This is a genomic window from Rhizobium sp. Pop5, from assembly GCF_024721175.1.
In the GTDB taxonomy this organism is placed as follows: Bacteria; Pseudomonadota; Alphaproteobacteria; order Rhizobiales; family Rhizobiaceae; genus Rhizobium.
On record NZ_CP099399.1, the window covers coordinates 3,517,734 to 3,533,686 of the forward strand.

The following is a 15,953-nucleotide window of genomic DNA, read 5'->3' on the forward strand; positions in this document are numbered from 1 at the left end:
GACGAGAATCCGTAGCGGCACGCTTTGACGGCAGCGCCCTGCAGGGAAAACGGCGCGGCTTTCGCCGCGCCGTCCTCACTCAGCTGCCAACGCCGGCGGATATCTGTCATCCGCCTCTTCCTGGGTGGCGTCGGCATCCCGGCCTGGCTCGTCCTTCGTCTTCGGCTCCCGGCCGAAGAAAAGGGCGTAACCGGCGGGCAGAACCAGAATGGTAAGCACTGTCGCGACGAGGATGCCGCCCATCATCGCGTAGGCGAGCGGCCCCCAGAAGACACCGCGCGAGATCGGGATCAGCGCCAGCACGGCGGTCAGCGCCGTCAGCATGATCGGCCGGAAACGCCGCACGGCCGCGCCGACGATCGCCTCCTGCCGGTGCATGCCGGCCTTGATATCCTGGTCGATCTGGTCGACCAGGATGATCGAGTTGCGCATGATGATGCCAAGCAGCGCGATGACGCCGAGGATCGCCACGAAGCCGAAAGGTGCGCCGCTGATCAGCAATGCGGCCGCAGCCCCGATGATTCCGAGTGGTCCGGTCGCGAGCACCAGCATCGCCTTGCCGAAATGCTGGAGCTGCACCATCAGCAGCACGACGATGACGGCGAGCATGATCGGCGCTTTGGCGGCGATCGACATCTGGCTTTCCGCCGCATCCTCGGCGCCGCCCTGGATTTCGACCTTGTAGCCGGCCGGAAGGCTGTCGCGCAGGTCCTTCATGTCGGCATACATCTTCATGACGACGTCGTTCGGCTGCACGCCGTCGGGCAGCGTCGCGCGCACGGTGATCGTCGGCAGCCGGTTGCGCCGCCATTCAATGCCCTGCTCCATGACAGGCACGACCTTGGCGACTTGCGAGACCGGCACGAAGCCACCGAAATCCGTCGGGACGTAGACGGAGTTGACCGCGGAGAGCAGCGAGCGGCTGGCCTCCGGCTCACGGGCGACGATCGAGACCGTCTCTTCTCCGTCGCGGAAATCGTCGAGCGGCGCGCCGGACATGGCGGTCTGCAGCATCTGGCGCACGCGCTGCGAGGTGACGCCGAGCGCCCGGGCACGATCCTGGTCGATCACCAGCTTCATCGCCGGCACCTGTTCCAGCCAATCGTCATGGATGGCGCCGAGCATCGGGTTAGCCTCGAAGCGTGCCTTCACCTGATCGGCGATTTCACGCACTTCCTGGCGGTCAGGCCCCATGACGCGCATCTGCACCGGCCAGCCTGTGGGCGGGCCGAGGAACAGGCGGTCGACCTTGCCGCGGATCGAGGGGAAGTCCTCCGCAAGGATCGTGCGCAGCTTGACGATCAGCCGTTCGCGCGCTGGTTCGTCCTTGGCCATGACGAGAAGCTGGGCGAAGTTCGGATTGCGCAGCTGCTGGTCGAGCGGCAGGAAGAAACGCGGAGCGCCTTCGCCGATATAGGTGGCGATGAACCGCTTGTCGGGATCGTCCATCATCTTCGCTTCGAGCGCCTTCGCCTGCACCTCGACTTCTTTGATGCTGGTGCCTTCGGGCAGCCAGAGATCGACGAGGATTTCCGGCCGCGAGGATTGCGGGAAGAAATTCTGCGGAATGAACTGGAACGCCCAGAGGCTGGTGACGAACGTGCCGAGCGTCAAGAGCAGCACGATGACCCGATGGCGAACCGCCCAGGCGACCGTGCCGCGCAGCCGCCGGTAGAAGCTCGTGTCGAAAGCGTCGCGATGCTCGCCGGCGTGATGACGCTGCTTGAGGATCATGTAGCCGAGCCATGGCGTGAAATAGACCGCGACGAACCACGAGGTGACCAGCGCGATGCCGACGACATAAAACAGCGAACGGACGTATTCGCCGGCCGTCGATGCGGCGAAACCAACGGGAATGAAGCCGGCCGTGGTGATCAACGTACCCGTCAGCATCGGGAAGGCGGTCGACGAATAGGCAAAACTTGCCGCGTCGATCTTGACGAGCCCTTCCTCGAGTTTTCGCTCCATCATTTCGACGACGATCATCGCGTCGTCGACGAGCAGGCCGAGCGCGATGATGAGCGCGCCGAGCGAGATGCGCTGCAGGTCGATGCCGAGTTCGTACATCAGCGCGAAGGTGGCGGCGAGCACCAGCGGAATGGCGATGGCGATGACGAGGCCCGAGCGCCAGCCGATCGACAGGAACGAGACGACAAGCACGATGATAAGTGCCTCGCCGAGCGCATGCATGAACTCGCTGATCGCGTCCGTCACCACGTCGGGCTGGTTGGCGATCTGATCGACCGCGACACCGTAGGGCAGCGCCTCCTCGAAGCGCTGATAGGTCGCCTCCACATCCTTGCCGACATCGGTGACGTTGAAGCCCTTGGCCATGACGACGCCGACCTGAACGCTTTCGTGGCCGTTGAAACGGTACTTGCGCTGATAGGGGTCTTCAAGCCCGGAACTGACGGTGGCGATATCGCCAAGTCGCGTCACCTGGCCGCCGGCGCGAAGGCGCAGCTCGCGGATATCGGCCGCCTTCTTGACATCGCCTTCGACCGAAATGCGCACCGAGCGCAGGCCGGTATCGACGGAGCCTGCCGGATCGACATTGTTCTGGCCCTTGATGGCGTTCTGCAGATCTGGGATGGTCAGGCCGCGCTCGGCGAGGGACTTGGAGGAGACGTCGATATAGATCTTCTCCGGCTGGTCGCCGATGATGACGGCCTTCTCGACTCCCGGCGTCGTCAACAGCATGTCGCGCGCCTGGATCGCGAACTTCTTCAGTTCCGGATAGGAATAGCCGTCGCCGCTGATCGAATGCAGCGTGATGAAGGTATCGCCGAACTCGTCGTTGAAATAGGGGCCGAGCAGGCTCTGCGGCAGTTCGTTGGAAATGTCGCCGACCTTCTTGCGCACCTGGTAGAAGGCATCCGCCACATCCTTCGAATTGGTGTCGCCCTTGACCTGCAGCATAATGATCGTGCTGCCCGCCCGCGTATAGGACTTCACCCAGTCGAGATGCGGCGTTTCCTGCAGTTTGCGCTCGATCTTGTTGACGACCTGATCTTCCATTTCCTGAATGGAAGCGCCCGGCCAGATCGCCTGGACGACCATGACGCGGAATGTGAATTCGGGATCTTCGCGCTGGCCCATGCGCATCAGGCCGAGCACGCCGGTGATGATGATCAGCCCGAAGAGGAAACGGGCAATGCTCGGATGCCCGATCGCCCAGCGCGACAGATTGAAGGGCCGCTTTTCCGTGGTGGCGTCCATGGTCCTGTTTCCCTCTTGCGACGCGATTAGCGAACGGCCTGGTCGGTATCGGCCAGGGCCGACTGCTGGTTCGGCACCTTCACCTTCAGGTCCTCGTGCATGAACTGGGTGCCGGCCGATACGACGAGATCGCCGGTATCCAGGCCTTCGGTCACATGCACGCCGTCGCCGGTGAAATCGGCGACCTTGATGTCGCGGCCATGCACGGTCGCCGTGTCGCGGTCGACGGTCCAGACCATCTTCTTGCCGTCCTTTTCAGCAAGCGCGCTGAGCGGAATCGAGACATAGCTGTTGGCGTTGCTGACATTGGCCTCGATCGTCGCGGTCATGCCGAGCAGGATGCGCGGATCGTTCGGCAGGCTCACCCGGACCGCGAAAGTGCGCGACTGCTGGTCGGCGCTGCCGGAAACCTCGCGCACCTTGCCGTCGAGCACCAGTTTGTCGTCGGCCCAGAAGCTTGCCTTGACCGTCTTGCCGGGCTTGAATTCAGCAATGTCGTTTTCCGGAACTGCGATCTGCACCTCCTTCTCGCCGTCGACGGCGACGGTGACGACGGGGCTGCCGGAGCCGACGACCTGGCCGATATCGGCGTTGATCGCGGTCACAATGCCGGTCTGGCCGGCCTTTAGCTCGGTATAGCTCACCTGGTTTTTCGCCTGATCAAGTGCGGACAGCGCGGCATCGCGCTGCGAGATTGCCTGGTCGTGGCTGAGCGCTGCTTGTTCGAGCTGCGACTTCGGCGCGACGCTCTTGTCGAAAAGCTGCTCGGCGCGCTTGTTGGCGAGATCGGCGGTTTCCACGCCCCTTTCCGCCGAGGCGAGATTGGCGTCCGCCGTCTTGACCGCGAGCTGATAATCCGTGGCGTCGACACGGGCGAGAACATCGCCCGGCGTTACCCGGTCACCGATATCGACGAGACGCTCGGTGATCTTGCCGGCGACACGAAAGCCGAGGTTCATCTCCGTGCGCGCCTTGACCGAACCGGAATAATCGAGCTTGCGCGTATCGCCGGCCTTGGCGATCTCGACGACTTTCACTGGGCGGACGACTTCCTTGACCTCAGCCTTTTCCTCCGAACAGGCGGAAACGCCGATGCCGATGGCGCCGATGAGCACGAGGCCGGCGGCGGACGGCATGCGATGGCTGAGGGTCTTGAGCGAAAACATCTTCCGCACTCCTGGATCGTTTCGGGGGTCATGACGGCGGCTGCCGTCCGTTATTTCTTCAGGGCTCTGATCACGTAGTCGATCAGTTCGTCGACGCTTGCGCGGTTGGTTTTCGCAAGGCATTGCGCCACCATTTGCGGGTGGCAGAGATTGATCGTCGCCGCGCCGAAGCAGCGCGAGGCGACGACCGGGTCCTGCTCGGCAAACTCGCCAGTGGCGATGCCTTCGGCAATGATTTCGGCAATGAGATCATGGACGCGATCGATATGTTTCTCGATGACATGCCAGTCGCGCTCGATCGCGACGATGATCATCTCGTGCACCTTCATCTCGTCGAGCATCGTATCCATCGTCCATTGATACTGGGTCTCGACATAGAGGCGCAGCCGTTCGCTGGCGCTGAGCGGCTGGTGGCGGATGTCATAAGCGAGCTGATAGCAGGTGGCGAGCATGCGCCCGCAGAGAGCCTGGTGGATCTCAACCTTGGAGGCAAAGAAGCGATAGATATTGGCGGGCGACATGCCGAGATCGCGGGCGATGTCGGCCACTGTCGTCTTGCTGTAGCCGTAGTGACGGAACAGCCGCTCGGCCGAATCCAGAATGCGCGTGACATTCTCTTGCCGCGTGATGTCGAGCGTATTTTCCGTGGTGTCGTCCATGAGTTTCGATGCCTCGAATTACGACTGACGATTTTTGAATTTCGTCAGTCGTAAAATATCAGGCATCATTTGTCAAGCTGCGCGCGGAGGCCGGCGGCTTGAGCATGGTCAATTTTCGAGAAGATGTGGCGACGAGCGTCAGCCACAATTGAAAAGTGCCGCGACGTCAAACGCGCGGCACTTCATCGATAAAAGGAGAAAAATCAGGCAAGCTTGACGTCGAGCGTAACCGGAACGGCTGCCAGCGCCTTGGAAATCGGGCAGCCGGCCTTTGCCTTGTTGGCGAGCTCGGTGAAAGTCGCCTCGTCGGCGCCGGGGATGCGGCCGGAGAGCGAGAGATGGATGGCGGTAATGGCAAAGCCGCCCTCGACGCTTTCGAGCGTCACCTTGGCAGAGGTTTCCATATGCTCGGCGGTAAAGCCGGCTTCGCCGAGGATCAAAGACAGCGCCATGGTGAAGCAGCCGGCATGGGCGGCACCTATCAGTTCTTCCGGGTTGGTGCCGGGAATGCCTTCGAAGCGGCTCGCAAAGCCGTAGGGATAATCCTTCAGGGCGCCGCTCTGGGTCGAGATCAGGCCCTTGCCGTCCTTGAGGCCGCCGCTCCAATGAGCCGAAGCCGTGCGATTGATCTGCATGCCGTCCTCCTGTTTCGATTGAGCTTTCGAGGGCGGCGGAATGCCGCCCATCCGGAAAGAGGACGTCGACGTCCCCACCGGCAATATAACGCTCTATCGGACGAAGACGACAGCTTCATAACCCAAATCCTCAGTGCCGACGGCAGCTTCGCCGGGCGGTAAGAATGGAAGGGTTGCGCAAGCGAGATTTTTTATTCGCCGTGTCGGATATCGGGCGCTTCGTCCGTCATAATGGAAGCTCAAATAGGAGAGTTCGGAATGGCCAGAGCAATCGCAATCATCATCGCCCGCATCATCTTCAGCTTCATCTTCTTCATGGCAGCCGGCTTCAAGTTCGCCGATATCGGCGCGACGGCAGGCTATATCGCCGCAGCCGGCTTCCCGATGGCGACCTTCCTCACCTGGGTCGCTGCCTTCTTCGAGATCGCCCTGGCTCTCGCCTTCATATCGGGCGCCTTCTTCACCGAGGCGAGTCTGCTTGCGGGCATCTACGTGATCTTCCTTGCCTTCTCCTTCCACGGCCCTTCCCATTGGCAGCAGAACCAAGCCGAATTCGGCTTCTTCGTCGATCACTTCACCTTCTTCGCCGGCCTGCTTTTTGCCGCGGTCCACGGCCCGGAAAAATGGGCGCTTCGCCACAGCCTGGTCAAATAAGGTTTCGGTTCAATATCGTTCCGGAACCAAGAGCCCTTGCGATCATTGCTTCTCCGCGGTCAGGCAAAGAGGAGTGGCTCATGGTGCTGGAAGGAAAGAGCGCATTGGTGACGGGGGCAGGCTCCGGCATCGGCAAGGCGACCGCATTGAAGCTCGCCGCCGAAGGCGCAGGGGTCGCGGTTCTCAGCCGCACGGAAAGCGAGGTGCTGGAAACCTGCCGGGATATTGAGCCTGCTGCGATAAGGCAATTCGGAGATCAGTTGTTCAGCCGGGCACTGTCGAGCGTGTAAAGTTCCCGCGCACGCTGTACGCCACGCAACGCATAGCGCCCGACGCAAGCGAGGGATGCGCGCTGTTCCTCCGGTATCGCCGCTGCAAAATCGGACGAGATCAACAGGTTGAGATCGACCGAACGGCACATCGAGGCAATGCGGCTGACCTCGTTGACGGCAGGGCCGATCACCGTGAAGTCCAGCCGGTCCTGGCTGCCGATATTGCCGTAGAACACATCGCCGATGTGCAGGCCGATATAGACGTCGGTCGTCGGCCTGCCGTCGGCCGCGCGCGCGGCGTTCAGCTTGGCGAGCTTTTCCCGCAGCAGCGATTCGGCGCTAAGTGCAGCGCGGCACATCTCGGCCGGCACCTCGCCCTTGAAGATGGCGAGTACGCCGTCGCCGATGAGCTTCAGCACGTTGCCACCCGCCTCATGGACCGCCGAGATCGCCACCTCGCTGTAATCGTTGAGCAGCGGGATGATTTCCTCCGGTGGCACGCGATCGGAAATCTTGGTGTAGTTCAACAAATCGGAAAACCAGAGCGCGGCCGAAATCCGTTCCGATTTGCCGCGGGTGATCTTGCCTTCCATCACCTGGCGCGCCGCATCCTCGCCGAGATAGACTTCCGCTATGGTGCGCGCGATACGCCCGAGCGCGATGCACTTGATCGCCAGCCCGAGGACCGGCACGAGCTTGCGCAAGATGGCGAGATCGTGGTCGGAAAAGCCCTCGGGATGTTTGGTCGCGAAATGCGAGAAAAAGCAATCCATTTCACCGATCGTGCCGGCTTCGCTGAAACGATGCATCATCGCCACGAAATCGGTGTTGCCGGCTTCCACGATCTTGTCGAGCATGGTGAAATCGATCGGATCGCCGAAGCCGATGCGTCGGCGCACCTCCCGCTCGTTGCCCGACCAGAGATGGTAGAAGGCCGAACGCTGCCAGCTCGACGCCGCTTCGCCCGAACTCGTCGGACCATATTCGAATTCAGTCTCTATCTCCTCCTCGCTGTCCCAGCGGAAGGCCCGGCCTTCATGAACCGGGTGTAGCGTGTCCATCAGCGCCATGCCGCGGTCAAGCGGCAGGCCCGCATCCCGACAGGCCGCGCAGAAGCCGGTCATCAGCTCGGCTTCGGAAGCGCCCTTCAGCCCCTGCTCCGTGACCCAGGCTGCGATACTGCTGACGTCGCTGTAATCCATGTCACTCACCCCGTTCATGCGAAGCTGTAGCGCGAATTCGCCATGGAAGGAAACCCGATTGGCTCAATCGCCAGAGGGCATATTGTAGGGCGTAACGATTTCGATGGAAGAAAGCGAGGCGGGAACCGCCCGCCCCGCTGCCGAAGTCCGGCTCATGATCGCCCTGAAGGCCGAGCGCGCATCGGTTCTGAGATCGTGATGCAGTACGAAGCCAATCCGCCGTGCAGCAAGCAGAGCGCGATTATCCGCATCCAGATCATGGGCGACGAAAACACGGACCGGACGCTTGGCCGCATCGAAGGCCGCGAGCACCGCCCGATTGCCGCCGCCGATCGAATAGACGGCATTGATAGCGGGGTTAGCCGCAAGGGCTGCCGCTGCAAGCGTTCCCGTCGCGGCATCGGTGCCGTGCCCCTCGCTGATCTCGGTGATGCCGATATCCGGGTAATGGGTACGAATGATCCGGCGAAATCCGATTTCACGCTCTTCCTCACCGCGGAACCGCCCGCTCGACAACGTCACCAGTACCTTGCCGCCATCACTTCCGAGGAATTCCCCAATCAGATAGGCTGCCGTCTCCCCCGCCGCCCGGTTGTCGGCGCCGGCATAGGCGATGCGCGCCGAATTCGGCAAATCTGTCACCAGCGTTACCACGGGAATGCCGGCGGCATCGGCCCGTGCAACGGCAGCGGCCACCTCGGCAACGTCAGGTGCCTTGAGCACGATGCCATGCGTGCCGCGCAGCCGGATGCGATCGAGAAGCTGGACCAGTTCGGCCGGCTTCATCACCTCGGCAAAGTGGAACCGGCAGCGGAAGACGCCGGGCAGGAAAGCCGCCATCTCCGCCTCGAAGGCGGCGCGCACCGCGTCGCTGAACCGCTGCGGCGTCTCCATCACGATATCGATCGCCAGCGTTCGCCCGCTGCCCATTGCACCGGCCTGCTGTTTCTCCAGCTCGGCGATCGCCGCTCTCACCCGCATTTCCGTCTGCCGGCGCACACCCGGCCTGCCGTTCAGCACCCGGTCGACGGTCGCGGTGCTGAGGCCGGCCTGAAAGGCGATGTCTTTGACGAGAAAGAGATGCGCCATGAGCTCCGTCTGATGGTTTTTTGATGGATTGCTGATCTATATCACTTCGCAGCCCGGCGTATAGTGCCGCCATCGGAACCAGGGAGGAACCGCTATGAAAACCGATAACCTGCAGAAATTGCGTGCCGACCGCGTCTGGCTCAGCGAAGACGCCTGCGATCTCGACGATTTCAGACGGCTTGCGGAGAAGACGACCATCCTTGGCGAATACCCTACGGCATCGGCGGTCGAAAAAAACATCCTGATCTATGACAGCCGCAAGATGACGGCAGCGGCCGCTACGCCGGAAGGCCGGCGCGCCGTGCTGGCCGAAATCTGCGAGGCCTTCGGCGAAGGTCCCGGCGTCGTCGTGTTCAAACATGCTTACGAAGACACCGGCATCATCGACCGCGCCAGCACGATCTTCGACGCGATCATCGAGGAACAACACCGTACCGCAACCGGCGGCGGCGATCACTTCGCCAAGCCCGGCGCCAACGACCGCATCTGGAATTCGCTGGAAAAACACTGCCTCGCCGATCCCGCGAATTTCGCAGAATATTACGGCAACTCCATTATCGCGCTGGCAAGCGAAGCCTGGCTCGGCCCGAGCTACCAGATGACGGCGCAAGTCAACCGCGTCAATCCGGGTGGCGCAGCGCAGTCGGCCCATCGCGATTACCATCTCGGCTTCCAGTCATCTGAGATAATCCAGCAGTTTCCGGCGCATGTGCATCGGCTGTCGCCGGTACTGACACTGCAGGGCGCGGTCGCCCATTGCGACATGCCGCTCGAAAGCGGCCCGACACTCTTCCTGCCGCACAGCCAGCCCTATGTGCCGGGCTATCTTGCCCTCAAACGGCAGGAGTTCCGGGACTATTTCGAGGCCAACCATGTCCAGCTGCCGCTCGAAAAGGGTGACGTCGTCTTCTTCAATCCCGCCCTCTTCCACGCCGCCGGAACCAACCGCTCGGCCGATATCAAGCGTGTCGCCAACCTCCTGCAGGTCTCCTCCGCCTTCGGCCGGGCAATGGAAACCGTCAACCGCGAAAGAATGAGCGCCATGCTCTTTCCCGCCTTGAAGACCTTGCAGGGCAAACTCTCACCCGATGAAATCGCCAACGCCGTCGCCGCCTGCGCCGAGGGCTATTCCTTCCCGACCAACCTCGACCGCGACCCGCCACTCGGCGGGCTGGCGCCGAAGACACAGGCGCAGCTGATGCATGAGGCGTTGCGAGAGGGCTGGTGCGGCGAAGTCTTTACGGCAGCGCTTGCTGAGCAGGCGCGGAAGAAGTTGAGTTGACTTAGAGGGTGGGGCCCCCTCATCCGCCTGCCGGCACCTTCTCCCCGCGGGGGAGAAGAAATTCGCGGCAACGTCTCTATCCCCCTTCGCCCCAGCGGGGAGAAGGTGCCCGTAGGGCGGATGAGGGGGCCACACGGCACCGACATAATATCCTCCCGCCTGCGCAGGGGGCCATTCGCACATCAATCAACGGAGGAACCACATGAGCACGGACCACGGCCGCCTTGACGGCAAGATCGCCATCGTCACAGGCGGTACACAAGGGTTAGGGGCCACCATTGCCCGCCTCTTCGCCGAACGCGGCGCGGAAGGCATCGCCATCTGCGGCCGCAACGAAGCCAAGGGCAAGGCGAAGGCGGCCGAGATTTCGGACGCGACCGGCGTGAAGATCGTCTATGTCAAGGCCGACCTCGCCAGGGTCGCGGACGCGCAAAATGTCGTGCGCGCCTGCGACGAGGCTTTCGGCCGGGTCGATGCGCTCGTCAATGCCGCCGCCATCACCGACCGCGGCACCATCCTCGATACAAGCCCGGAACTCTTCGACGCGATGTTTGCCGTCAATGTGCGCGCGCCGTTCTTCCTGATGCAGGAAACGGTAAAGATCATGCGCCGGGAAAAGATCGAGGGGACAATCGTCAACATCGGCTCGATGTCGGCCAAGGCTGGCCAGCCTTTCATCGCTGCCTATTGCGCCTCCAAGGGCGCATTGGAAACGCTGACGAAGAACACTGCCTATGCACTCTTGCGCAACCGCATCCGTGTCAACGGCCTCAACATCGGCTGGATGGCCTCCGAAGGCGAGGACCGCATCCAGCGCGAATATCACAATGCACCGGCCGACTGGCTCGAGAAGGCGGCATCAGGCCAGCCCTTCGGCCGTCTCGTCGATCCGCATGAGGTGGCGCGTGCCTGCGCCTACCTGTCGTCTTCCGAATCCGGCTTGATGACCGGCTCGGTCATCTGCTTCGACCAGTCGATCTGGGGAGCTTACGACGGTTCCCCGCACCCTGTCGCGGCCCTCTGACGCAACCGGAGCCCGGCATTTCCGCCGCCGGGCTCTGGCACCTCCCGGTATTTGCCGCTACCAAGGGAGCGACAGCATTCAGGAGGAAACTGGCGTGGCCGACAATCCGCTTTACGATATCCGCGATGAACGTTTCGGCGCTCTGGTCATCGGCAGCGCAGCCCTCGACGAGCTCTATTCGGACTGCCGCTGGACGGAAGGCCCGGTCTGGTTTTCCGATCTGAACTGCCTTCTCTGGAGCGATATCCCGAACGAACGCATGATGCGCTGGACGCCGGACGGTACCGTCTCCGTCTTCCGCTCGCCCTCCAACTATGTCAACGGCAACACCCGTGATCGGCAAGGCCGGCTGGTCTCCTGCGAACATGGCGGCCGCCGCGTCACCCGCACGGAGACGGACGGCACGATCACGGTTCTCGCCGATAGCTACCGGGGAAAACGCCTGAACTCGCCGAACGACGTCGTCGTCCATTCCGATGGTGGGATCTGGTTCACCGATCCGACTTACGGCATTCTGTCGGACTACGAAGGCCACAAGGCAGAGCCCGAACAACCCAGCCGCAACGTTTACCGGATCGACCCCGCCAGCGGCGCGATCGAAGCCGTCGTGGAGGATTTCATTCAGCCGAACGGCCTCGCCTTCTCGCCCGACGAGACGAAGCTCTACATCGCCGATTCCGGCTCGGCAAACCATGACGTGCCGCGCCATATAAGAGTTTTCGACGTCGTCGACGGCAGGAGGCTCGAAAACAGCCGCTATTTCTGCAGCCTCGATGCCGGCAACCCCGATGGTTTCCGCTTCGACGTCAGCGGCAATCTCTGGACCAGCGCTTGCGATGGCGTGCACTGCTTCTCGCCTGATGGCACCCTGCTCGGCAAGGTCAAGGTGCCGCAGACGGTGTCCAATCTCACCTTCGGCGGCCCCAAGAAAAACCGGCTCTTCATCACCGCAACGCGCTCGGTCTATTCGATCTATACGAAGACGAACGGCGCACAATATCCCTAAGGGCAGAGCGCGCCGCCGAAATACGCGGGTAGCTTTAGCCTTTCATGGCATGCGGCCTGCCGTGCAGCGGCTGGGCGCGATGCCAGTTCTCCAGGATGCGGCCATCCGTGTGTTTCTGCCGCGCCCAGCGGATCCCGTTCGAAATCACCTTATGCACGGTCTTGTCGTGATAGATCGGGTAAGTCTCGTGGCCGGGGCTGAAGAAGAAGATGCGCCCCCGCCCGCGCTGGAAGGTGCAGCCGCTGCGGAACACCTCGCCGCCGGAATACCATGAAATGAACACCAGCTCGTCCGGCTGCGGAATGTCGAAGGGTTCGCCGTACATTTCCGAGGCATTGACTTCGAAATAGGGCGGCAGGCCCTCGGCGATCGGATGCGAGGGATTGACCACCCAGACGCGTTCCAGATCGCCGTCCGGCGTCTCGCGCCAGGAAAGATTGGCATTGGTACCCATTAGCCGGCGAAAAAGCTTCGAATGGTGGCCGGAATGCAGCACCAGCAGACCCATGCCCTTGAGAACACGCTGCTGCACGCGGTCGATCAGCCCGTCGCTGACCTCCTCATGTGCCATATGCCCCCACCAGAGCAGCACGTCAGTATCGCTGAGCACGCTGTCCGGCAGGCCCTCGTCGGGATCGTCGAGCGTACCCCGACGGATTTCGAAATCCGGATGAGCAATGCCGGCGGCGATCGCCCCGTCGATGCGGTCGGGATAAATCTCCTGGACTTCCCTGTGGAGCTGCTCGTGGCGTCCCTCGTTCCAGATGGTAACCTTGATTGTCATGGAATTCCTCGATCTTTGATGTCAGGCGGTTGCCGGACGGATCACCCGGCCGGCGGAATCGAACAGGTGGCAGGCGGCGGGATCGGTCGTCAGCGACACACGGTCGCCCGGCCGTGTCGCGATATCGCCTTCGGCGCGCACGACGATCGGCTGCTGTTGCGAGCCGACGGTCATGTAGGTCTCAACGCCCAGGCGCTCGACGATGACGACCTCGGCGGTAAAGTTGCCTTGGCCCTCGGACGCGATCTTCAGATGCTCCGGCCGGATGCCGAGCTTGGCCTCACCCTGCGGCACGGCGCCACCGGCGTCGGCGAGATCGAGTGAAAGCCCGATCGGGCTCGCAAGATGCAGCGAGCCTGCCGAGGCCCGGGTCGCGGTGACCGGGATGATGTTCATCTTCGGTGAGCCGATGAAGGTCGCGACGAATTCATTGTCCGGCTGATGGTAGAGCGACATCGGCGCCCCTTCCTGTGCCACCACGCCCTTGTTCAGCACCACGATACGATCCGCCATCGTCATCGCCTCCACCTGGTCGTGGGTGACGTAAACGACGGTCGCCTTCAACTCGCGGTGCAGGCGCTGCAGCTCCGCGCGCATCTGCACGCGGAGCGCCGAATCGAGGTTCGACAGCGGCTCGTCGAACAGGATCAGCGCCGGCTTCTTGATGATGGCCCGGCCGATCGCCACGCGCTGGCGCTGGCCGCCGGAAAGAGCGGCCGGACGGCGGTCGAGATAGTCGGTGAGCTGCAGGATCTCGGCGACCCCTTCCACCTGCCGGCGGATTTCCGCCCCCGGCACCTTCTTCAGGCTGAGGGAGAAACCGATGTTTTCGGCAACGCTCATATGCGGATAGAGCGCATAGGACTGGAACACCATGGCAATGCCGCGTTTGTCGGGCGGCACATCGTTGATGCGCTTGCCATTGAGGATAAGATCACCCTCGTCGATGCCTTCAAGGCCGGCGATCATGCGCAGCAGCGTCGACTTGCCACATCCGGACGGACCGACGAAGACGGCGAATTCCCCGTCTTCCACCGTGATGTCGACGCCTTTGATGACCTCGAGCGCACCGTAGAATTTGCGAACGTTTCTGAGATTGATCATCCGTTTCTCTTTCTGATCTCAGCCCTTCACGCCGCCCGAGAACGTCTGGACGAGGAAGCGCCGCGCAAAGCCGAAGGCGACGACGGCGGGCAGCAGGTAGATGAAGGCGAGCGCCGTCAGCAGGCCGTAGTCGATCTCGTTGATGCGCAGGAAGGCGCGGAAGAGACCGAGCGGCAGCGTCTGCAGCTCCGGCGACGACAGGAAGATCAGCGGCAGCAGGAAGTCGCCCCAGGCCGACATGAAGGCGAAGAGCCCGGCGGCCGCCAGCCCCGGCAGCGCCAGCGGGATCAGCACCCGGCGGATGCGCTGGATGAGCGTCGCCCCGTCCATCAGCGCCGCCTCTTCGTAGTCCCTCGGCAGGCCGTCGAAGAAGGTCTTCATGATCCAGAGCGCCAGCGGCAACTGCATCGTCGCCAGCACCAGGATCAGGCCGAGATAGCCGTCGATGAAGCCGGTCCAGCGCATGATGTCGCGCGCATAGCTGCCGAAGATCGGCCGCAGCACTGCCGCTTCGGCATTGTTCAGCGTCAGCAGGAACTTGTAGAGCGGCACGACGAGGGCCGTCGGCGGCAGCACCCGGATGAGCAGGATCGCATAGAGGAAAGGCAGCTTCCACCAGGCCCTGGTGCGCGACAGCGCATAACCGCCGAGCCCGGCAAGTACCATGACCAGCAACGTGGCGCTGCCGACCACGAAGAGCGAGTTGAACAGCCACTTCGCTCCGTCCTCCTTGGTGAAGACCCTGACATAATTGGCGAAGGTCCACTGCTCCGGCCAATGGAGAAAAAGCTGCGAATTGCCGTCAAACGAGGCGAGCAGCACCCAGAAGAACGGCACGGCGCAGAAAATCGAGATCAGCGACAAGGTCGCATAGGCGATGAGGTCGGAACGGCCCTTGTTTGCGCTTTCGCTCGGGGAAACGACGGCCATCTCAGACCTCCACCTTCATGGCTCGCACATAGGCGATGCCCAGGATCAGCGAGATCACGAGCGCGACGACGGCGACCGCGGCGCCATATCCCAGCTGGAACGCCGTGAAGGACTGGTTGTAGATATAGATGCTGATGACTTCGGTCGCCCCGCCCGGTCCGCCGCGCGTCAGCGCATAGACGAGGCCGAAGACGGCGATGGTTGAGACGGCCGAGATTAGCATGTAGAGCAGGATCGTCGGCATCATCAGCGGCAGAGTGATGCGGCGGAACGTCTGCGAGGGTGTCGCGCCGTCCATGCGCGCCGCCTCGTAGATCTCGGCGGGAATGGTGCTGAGGCCCGCGGTCAGCAGGATCATCGCGGTGGCAATGCCGCGCCAGGTATTGACGACGATGATCATCGACAGGGGAAAAACCTGCAGCCAGTCGGCCGGGGTGACTCCGAAGAAGCCGACGATGCGGCTGAGGGTGGCATTGTTGCCGCCCGCCAACATCGAAATCCACATAAAGCCGGCGACGACTTCCGGAGCGGCATTCGGCAGCAGGATGATCGACGAGAAGAGCCTGCGGAAGCGGATCGGCCGGCGCAGCGCCATTGCCGAGATCAAGCCGAGCACGAACTGGCCGATGACGGCGGACCCGATGACGAAGACGAAGGTGACGAACAGCGCATTCCAGAACTTGGCGTCGTTGAAGAGCCTGGCATAGTTCCTGAAGCCGACGAAGCGCGGCCGAAGTGCCGCCGCCCCGGTCAGGGCCTCGTTGGTGAAACTCAGATAGATGGAATAGATCGCCGGGTAGATGACGAAGGCCAGAAGCAGTACGAGCGAAGGCAGCAGGATCAACAGCCATTGCCGCTCGGCGCGCTTTTCATGAGAGTTTCGGGCCATGGAAGCTGACAACCTTGCCGAATGAAGCGGCTTACCAG

Annotated in this window: 14 protein-coding genes and 1 pseudogene; 5 read left to right on the top strand and 10 right to left on the bottom strand. The window is 62.4% G+C overall.

Going from position 1 to position 15,953, the window contains the following annotated elements; translation table 11 throughout:
- Window positions 1–75: 75 nt before the first annotated feature.
- The 4 genes from NE852_RS19480 to NE852_RS19495 form a co-directional block, all read right to left on the bottom strand.
- The gene (locus tag NE852_RS19480; RefSeq protein ID WP_258155958.1) at window positions 76–3,219 is read right to left on the bottom strand and encodes an efflux RND transporter permease subunit; all 3,144 of its coding nucleotides are present in this window, start codon (window positions 3,217–3,219) and stop codon (window positions 76–78) included.
- A 26-nt stretch (window positions 3,220–3,245) separates the two neighbouring features.
- Window positions 3,246–4,385, bottom strand: a complete 1,140-nt coding sequence (locus tag NE852_RS19485; protein WP_008533443.1) for an efflux RND transporter periplasmic adaptor subunit — start codon at window positions 4,383–4,385, stop codon at window positions 3,246–3,248.
- A gap of 50 nt (window positions 4,386–4,435) precedes the next feature.
- Window positions 4,436–5,044: a TetR family transcriptional regulator gene (locus tag NE852_RS19490; protein ID WP_008533444.1), complete on the bottom strand. Its 609-nt coding sequence runs from the start codon at window positions 5,042–5,044 to the stop codon at window positions 4,436–4,438.
- A gap of 203 nt (window positions 5,045–5,247) precedes the next feature.
- A complete protein-coding gene (locus NE852_RS19495; RefSeq protein WP_008533445.1) occupies window positions 5,248–5,679 on the bottom strand; it encodes an OsmC family protein in 432 nt (143 codons plus the stop codon).
- Window positions 5,680–5,937: 258 nt separating this feature from the next.
- On the opposite strand from NE852_RS19495, the gene NE852_RS19500 reads away from it, so the two are divergent.
- Window positions 5,938–6,333, top strand: a complete 396-nt coding sequence (locus NE852_RS19500; protein ID WP_008533446.1) for a DoxX family protein — start codon at window positions 5,938–5,940, stop codon at window positions 6,331–6,333.
- 80 nt (window positions 6,334–6,413) lie between these two features.
- Window positions 6,414–6,569, top strand: a pseudogene (locus tag NE852_RS19505) (SDR family NAD(P)-dependent oxidoreductase); the annotation flags it as partial.
- Window positions 6,570–6,589: 20 nt separating this feature from the next.
- Here the strand turns inward: NE852_RS19505 and NE852_RS19510 are convergent.
- Together NE852_RS19510 and NE852_RS19515 are read right to left on the bottom strand one after the other, a co-directional pair.
- Window positions 6,590–7,807 (bottom strand): adenylate/guanylate cyclase domain-containing protein, encoded by a 1,218-nt coding sequence (locus NE852_RS19510; protein WP_008533448.1) that lies wholly within the window; start codon window positions 7,805–7,807, stop codon window positions 6,590–6,592.
- 63 nt (window positions 7,808–7,870) lie between these two features.
- A complete protein-coding gene (locus NE852_RS19515) occupies window positions 7,871–8,896 on the bottom strand; it encodes a LacI family DNA-binding transcriptional regulator (RefSeq protein ID WP_008533452.1) in 1,026 nt (341 codons plus the stop codon).
- A 94-nt stretch (window positions 8,897–8,990) separates the two neighbouring features.
- On the opposite strand from NE852_RS19515, the gene NE852_RS19520 reads away from it, so the two are divergent.
- The 3 genes from NE852_RS19520 (at window position 8,991) to NE852_RS19530 (ending at window position 12,208) form a co-directional block, all read left to right on the top strand.
- Window positions 8,991–10,178, top strand: a complete 1,188-nt coding sequence (locus NE852_RS19520; protein ID WP_008533453.1) for a phytanoyl-CoA dioxygenase family protein — start codon at window positions 8,991–8,993, stop codon at window positions 10,176–10,178.
- A gap of 202 nt (window positions 10,179–10,380) precedes the next feature.
- Window positions 10,381–11,202 carry an SDR family oxidoreductase gene (locus NE852_RS19525; RefSeq protein WP_258155959.1) on the top strand — a complete coding sequence of 274 codons (822 nt, stop codon included), beginning with the start codon at window positions 10,381–10,383 and terminating at the stop codon, window positions 11,200–11,202.
- Window positions 11,203–11,296: 94 nt separating this feature from the next.
- Complete coding sequence (locus tag NE852_RS19530) at window positions 11,297–12,208, top strand: SMP-30/gluconolactonase/LRE family protein (protein WP_258155960.1); 912 nt, start codon at window positions 11,297–11,299, stop codon at window positions 12,206–12,208.
- A 34-nt stretch (window positions 12,209–12,242) separates the two neighbouring features.
- On the opposite strand, the gene NE852_RS19535 is transcribed toward NE852_RS19530, so the two are convergent.
- Genes NE852_RS19535 through NE852_RS19550 form a run of 4 tightly spaced genes read right to left on the bottom strand, consistent with a single transcriptional unit; the run spans window position 12,243 to window position 15,915 of the window.
- Window positions 12,243–12,992, bottom strand: coding sequence for a ThuA domain-containing protein (locus tag NE852_RS19535; RefSeq protein WP_008536888.1), 750 nt, complete (start codon window positions 12,990–12,992; stop codon window positions 12,243–12,245).
- Window positions 12,993–13,013: 21 nt separating this feature from the next.
- Window positions 13,014–14,096 (bottom strand): ABC transporter ATP-binding protein, encoded by a 1,083-nt coding sequence (locus NE852_RS19540; protein WP_258155961.1) that lies wholly within the window; start codon window positions 14,094–14,096, stop codon window positions 13,014–13,016.
- Window positions 14,097–14,114: 18 nt separating this feature from the next.
- Window positions 14,115–15,026, bottom strand: coding sequence for a carbohydrate ABC transporter permease (locus tag NE852_RS19545; RefSeq protein WP_037174562.1), 912 nt, complete (start codon window positions 15,024–15,026; stop codon window positions 14,115–14,117).
- A 1-nt stretch (window position 15,027) separates the two neighbouring features.
- Window positions 15,028–15,915: a carbohydrate ABC transporter permease gene (locus NE852_RS19550; protein ID WP_008533457.1), complete on the bottom strand. Its 888-nt coding sequence runs from the start codon at window positions 15,913–15,915 to the stop codon at window positions 15,028–15,030.
- Window positions 15,916–15,953 lie beyond the last annotated feature (38 nt).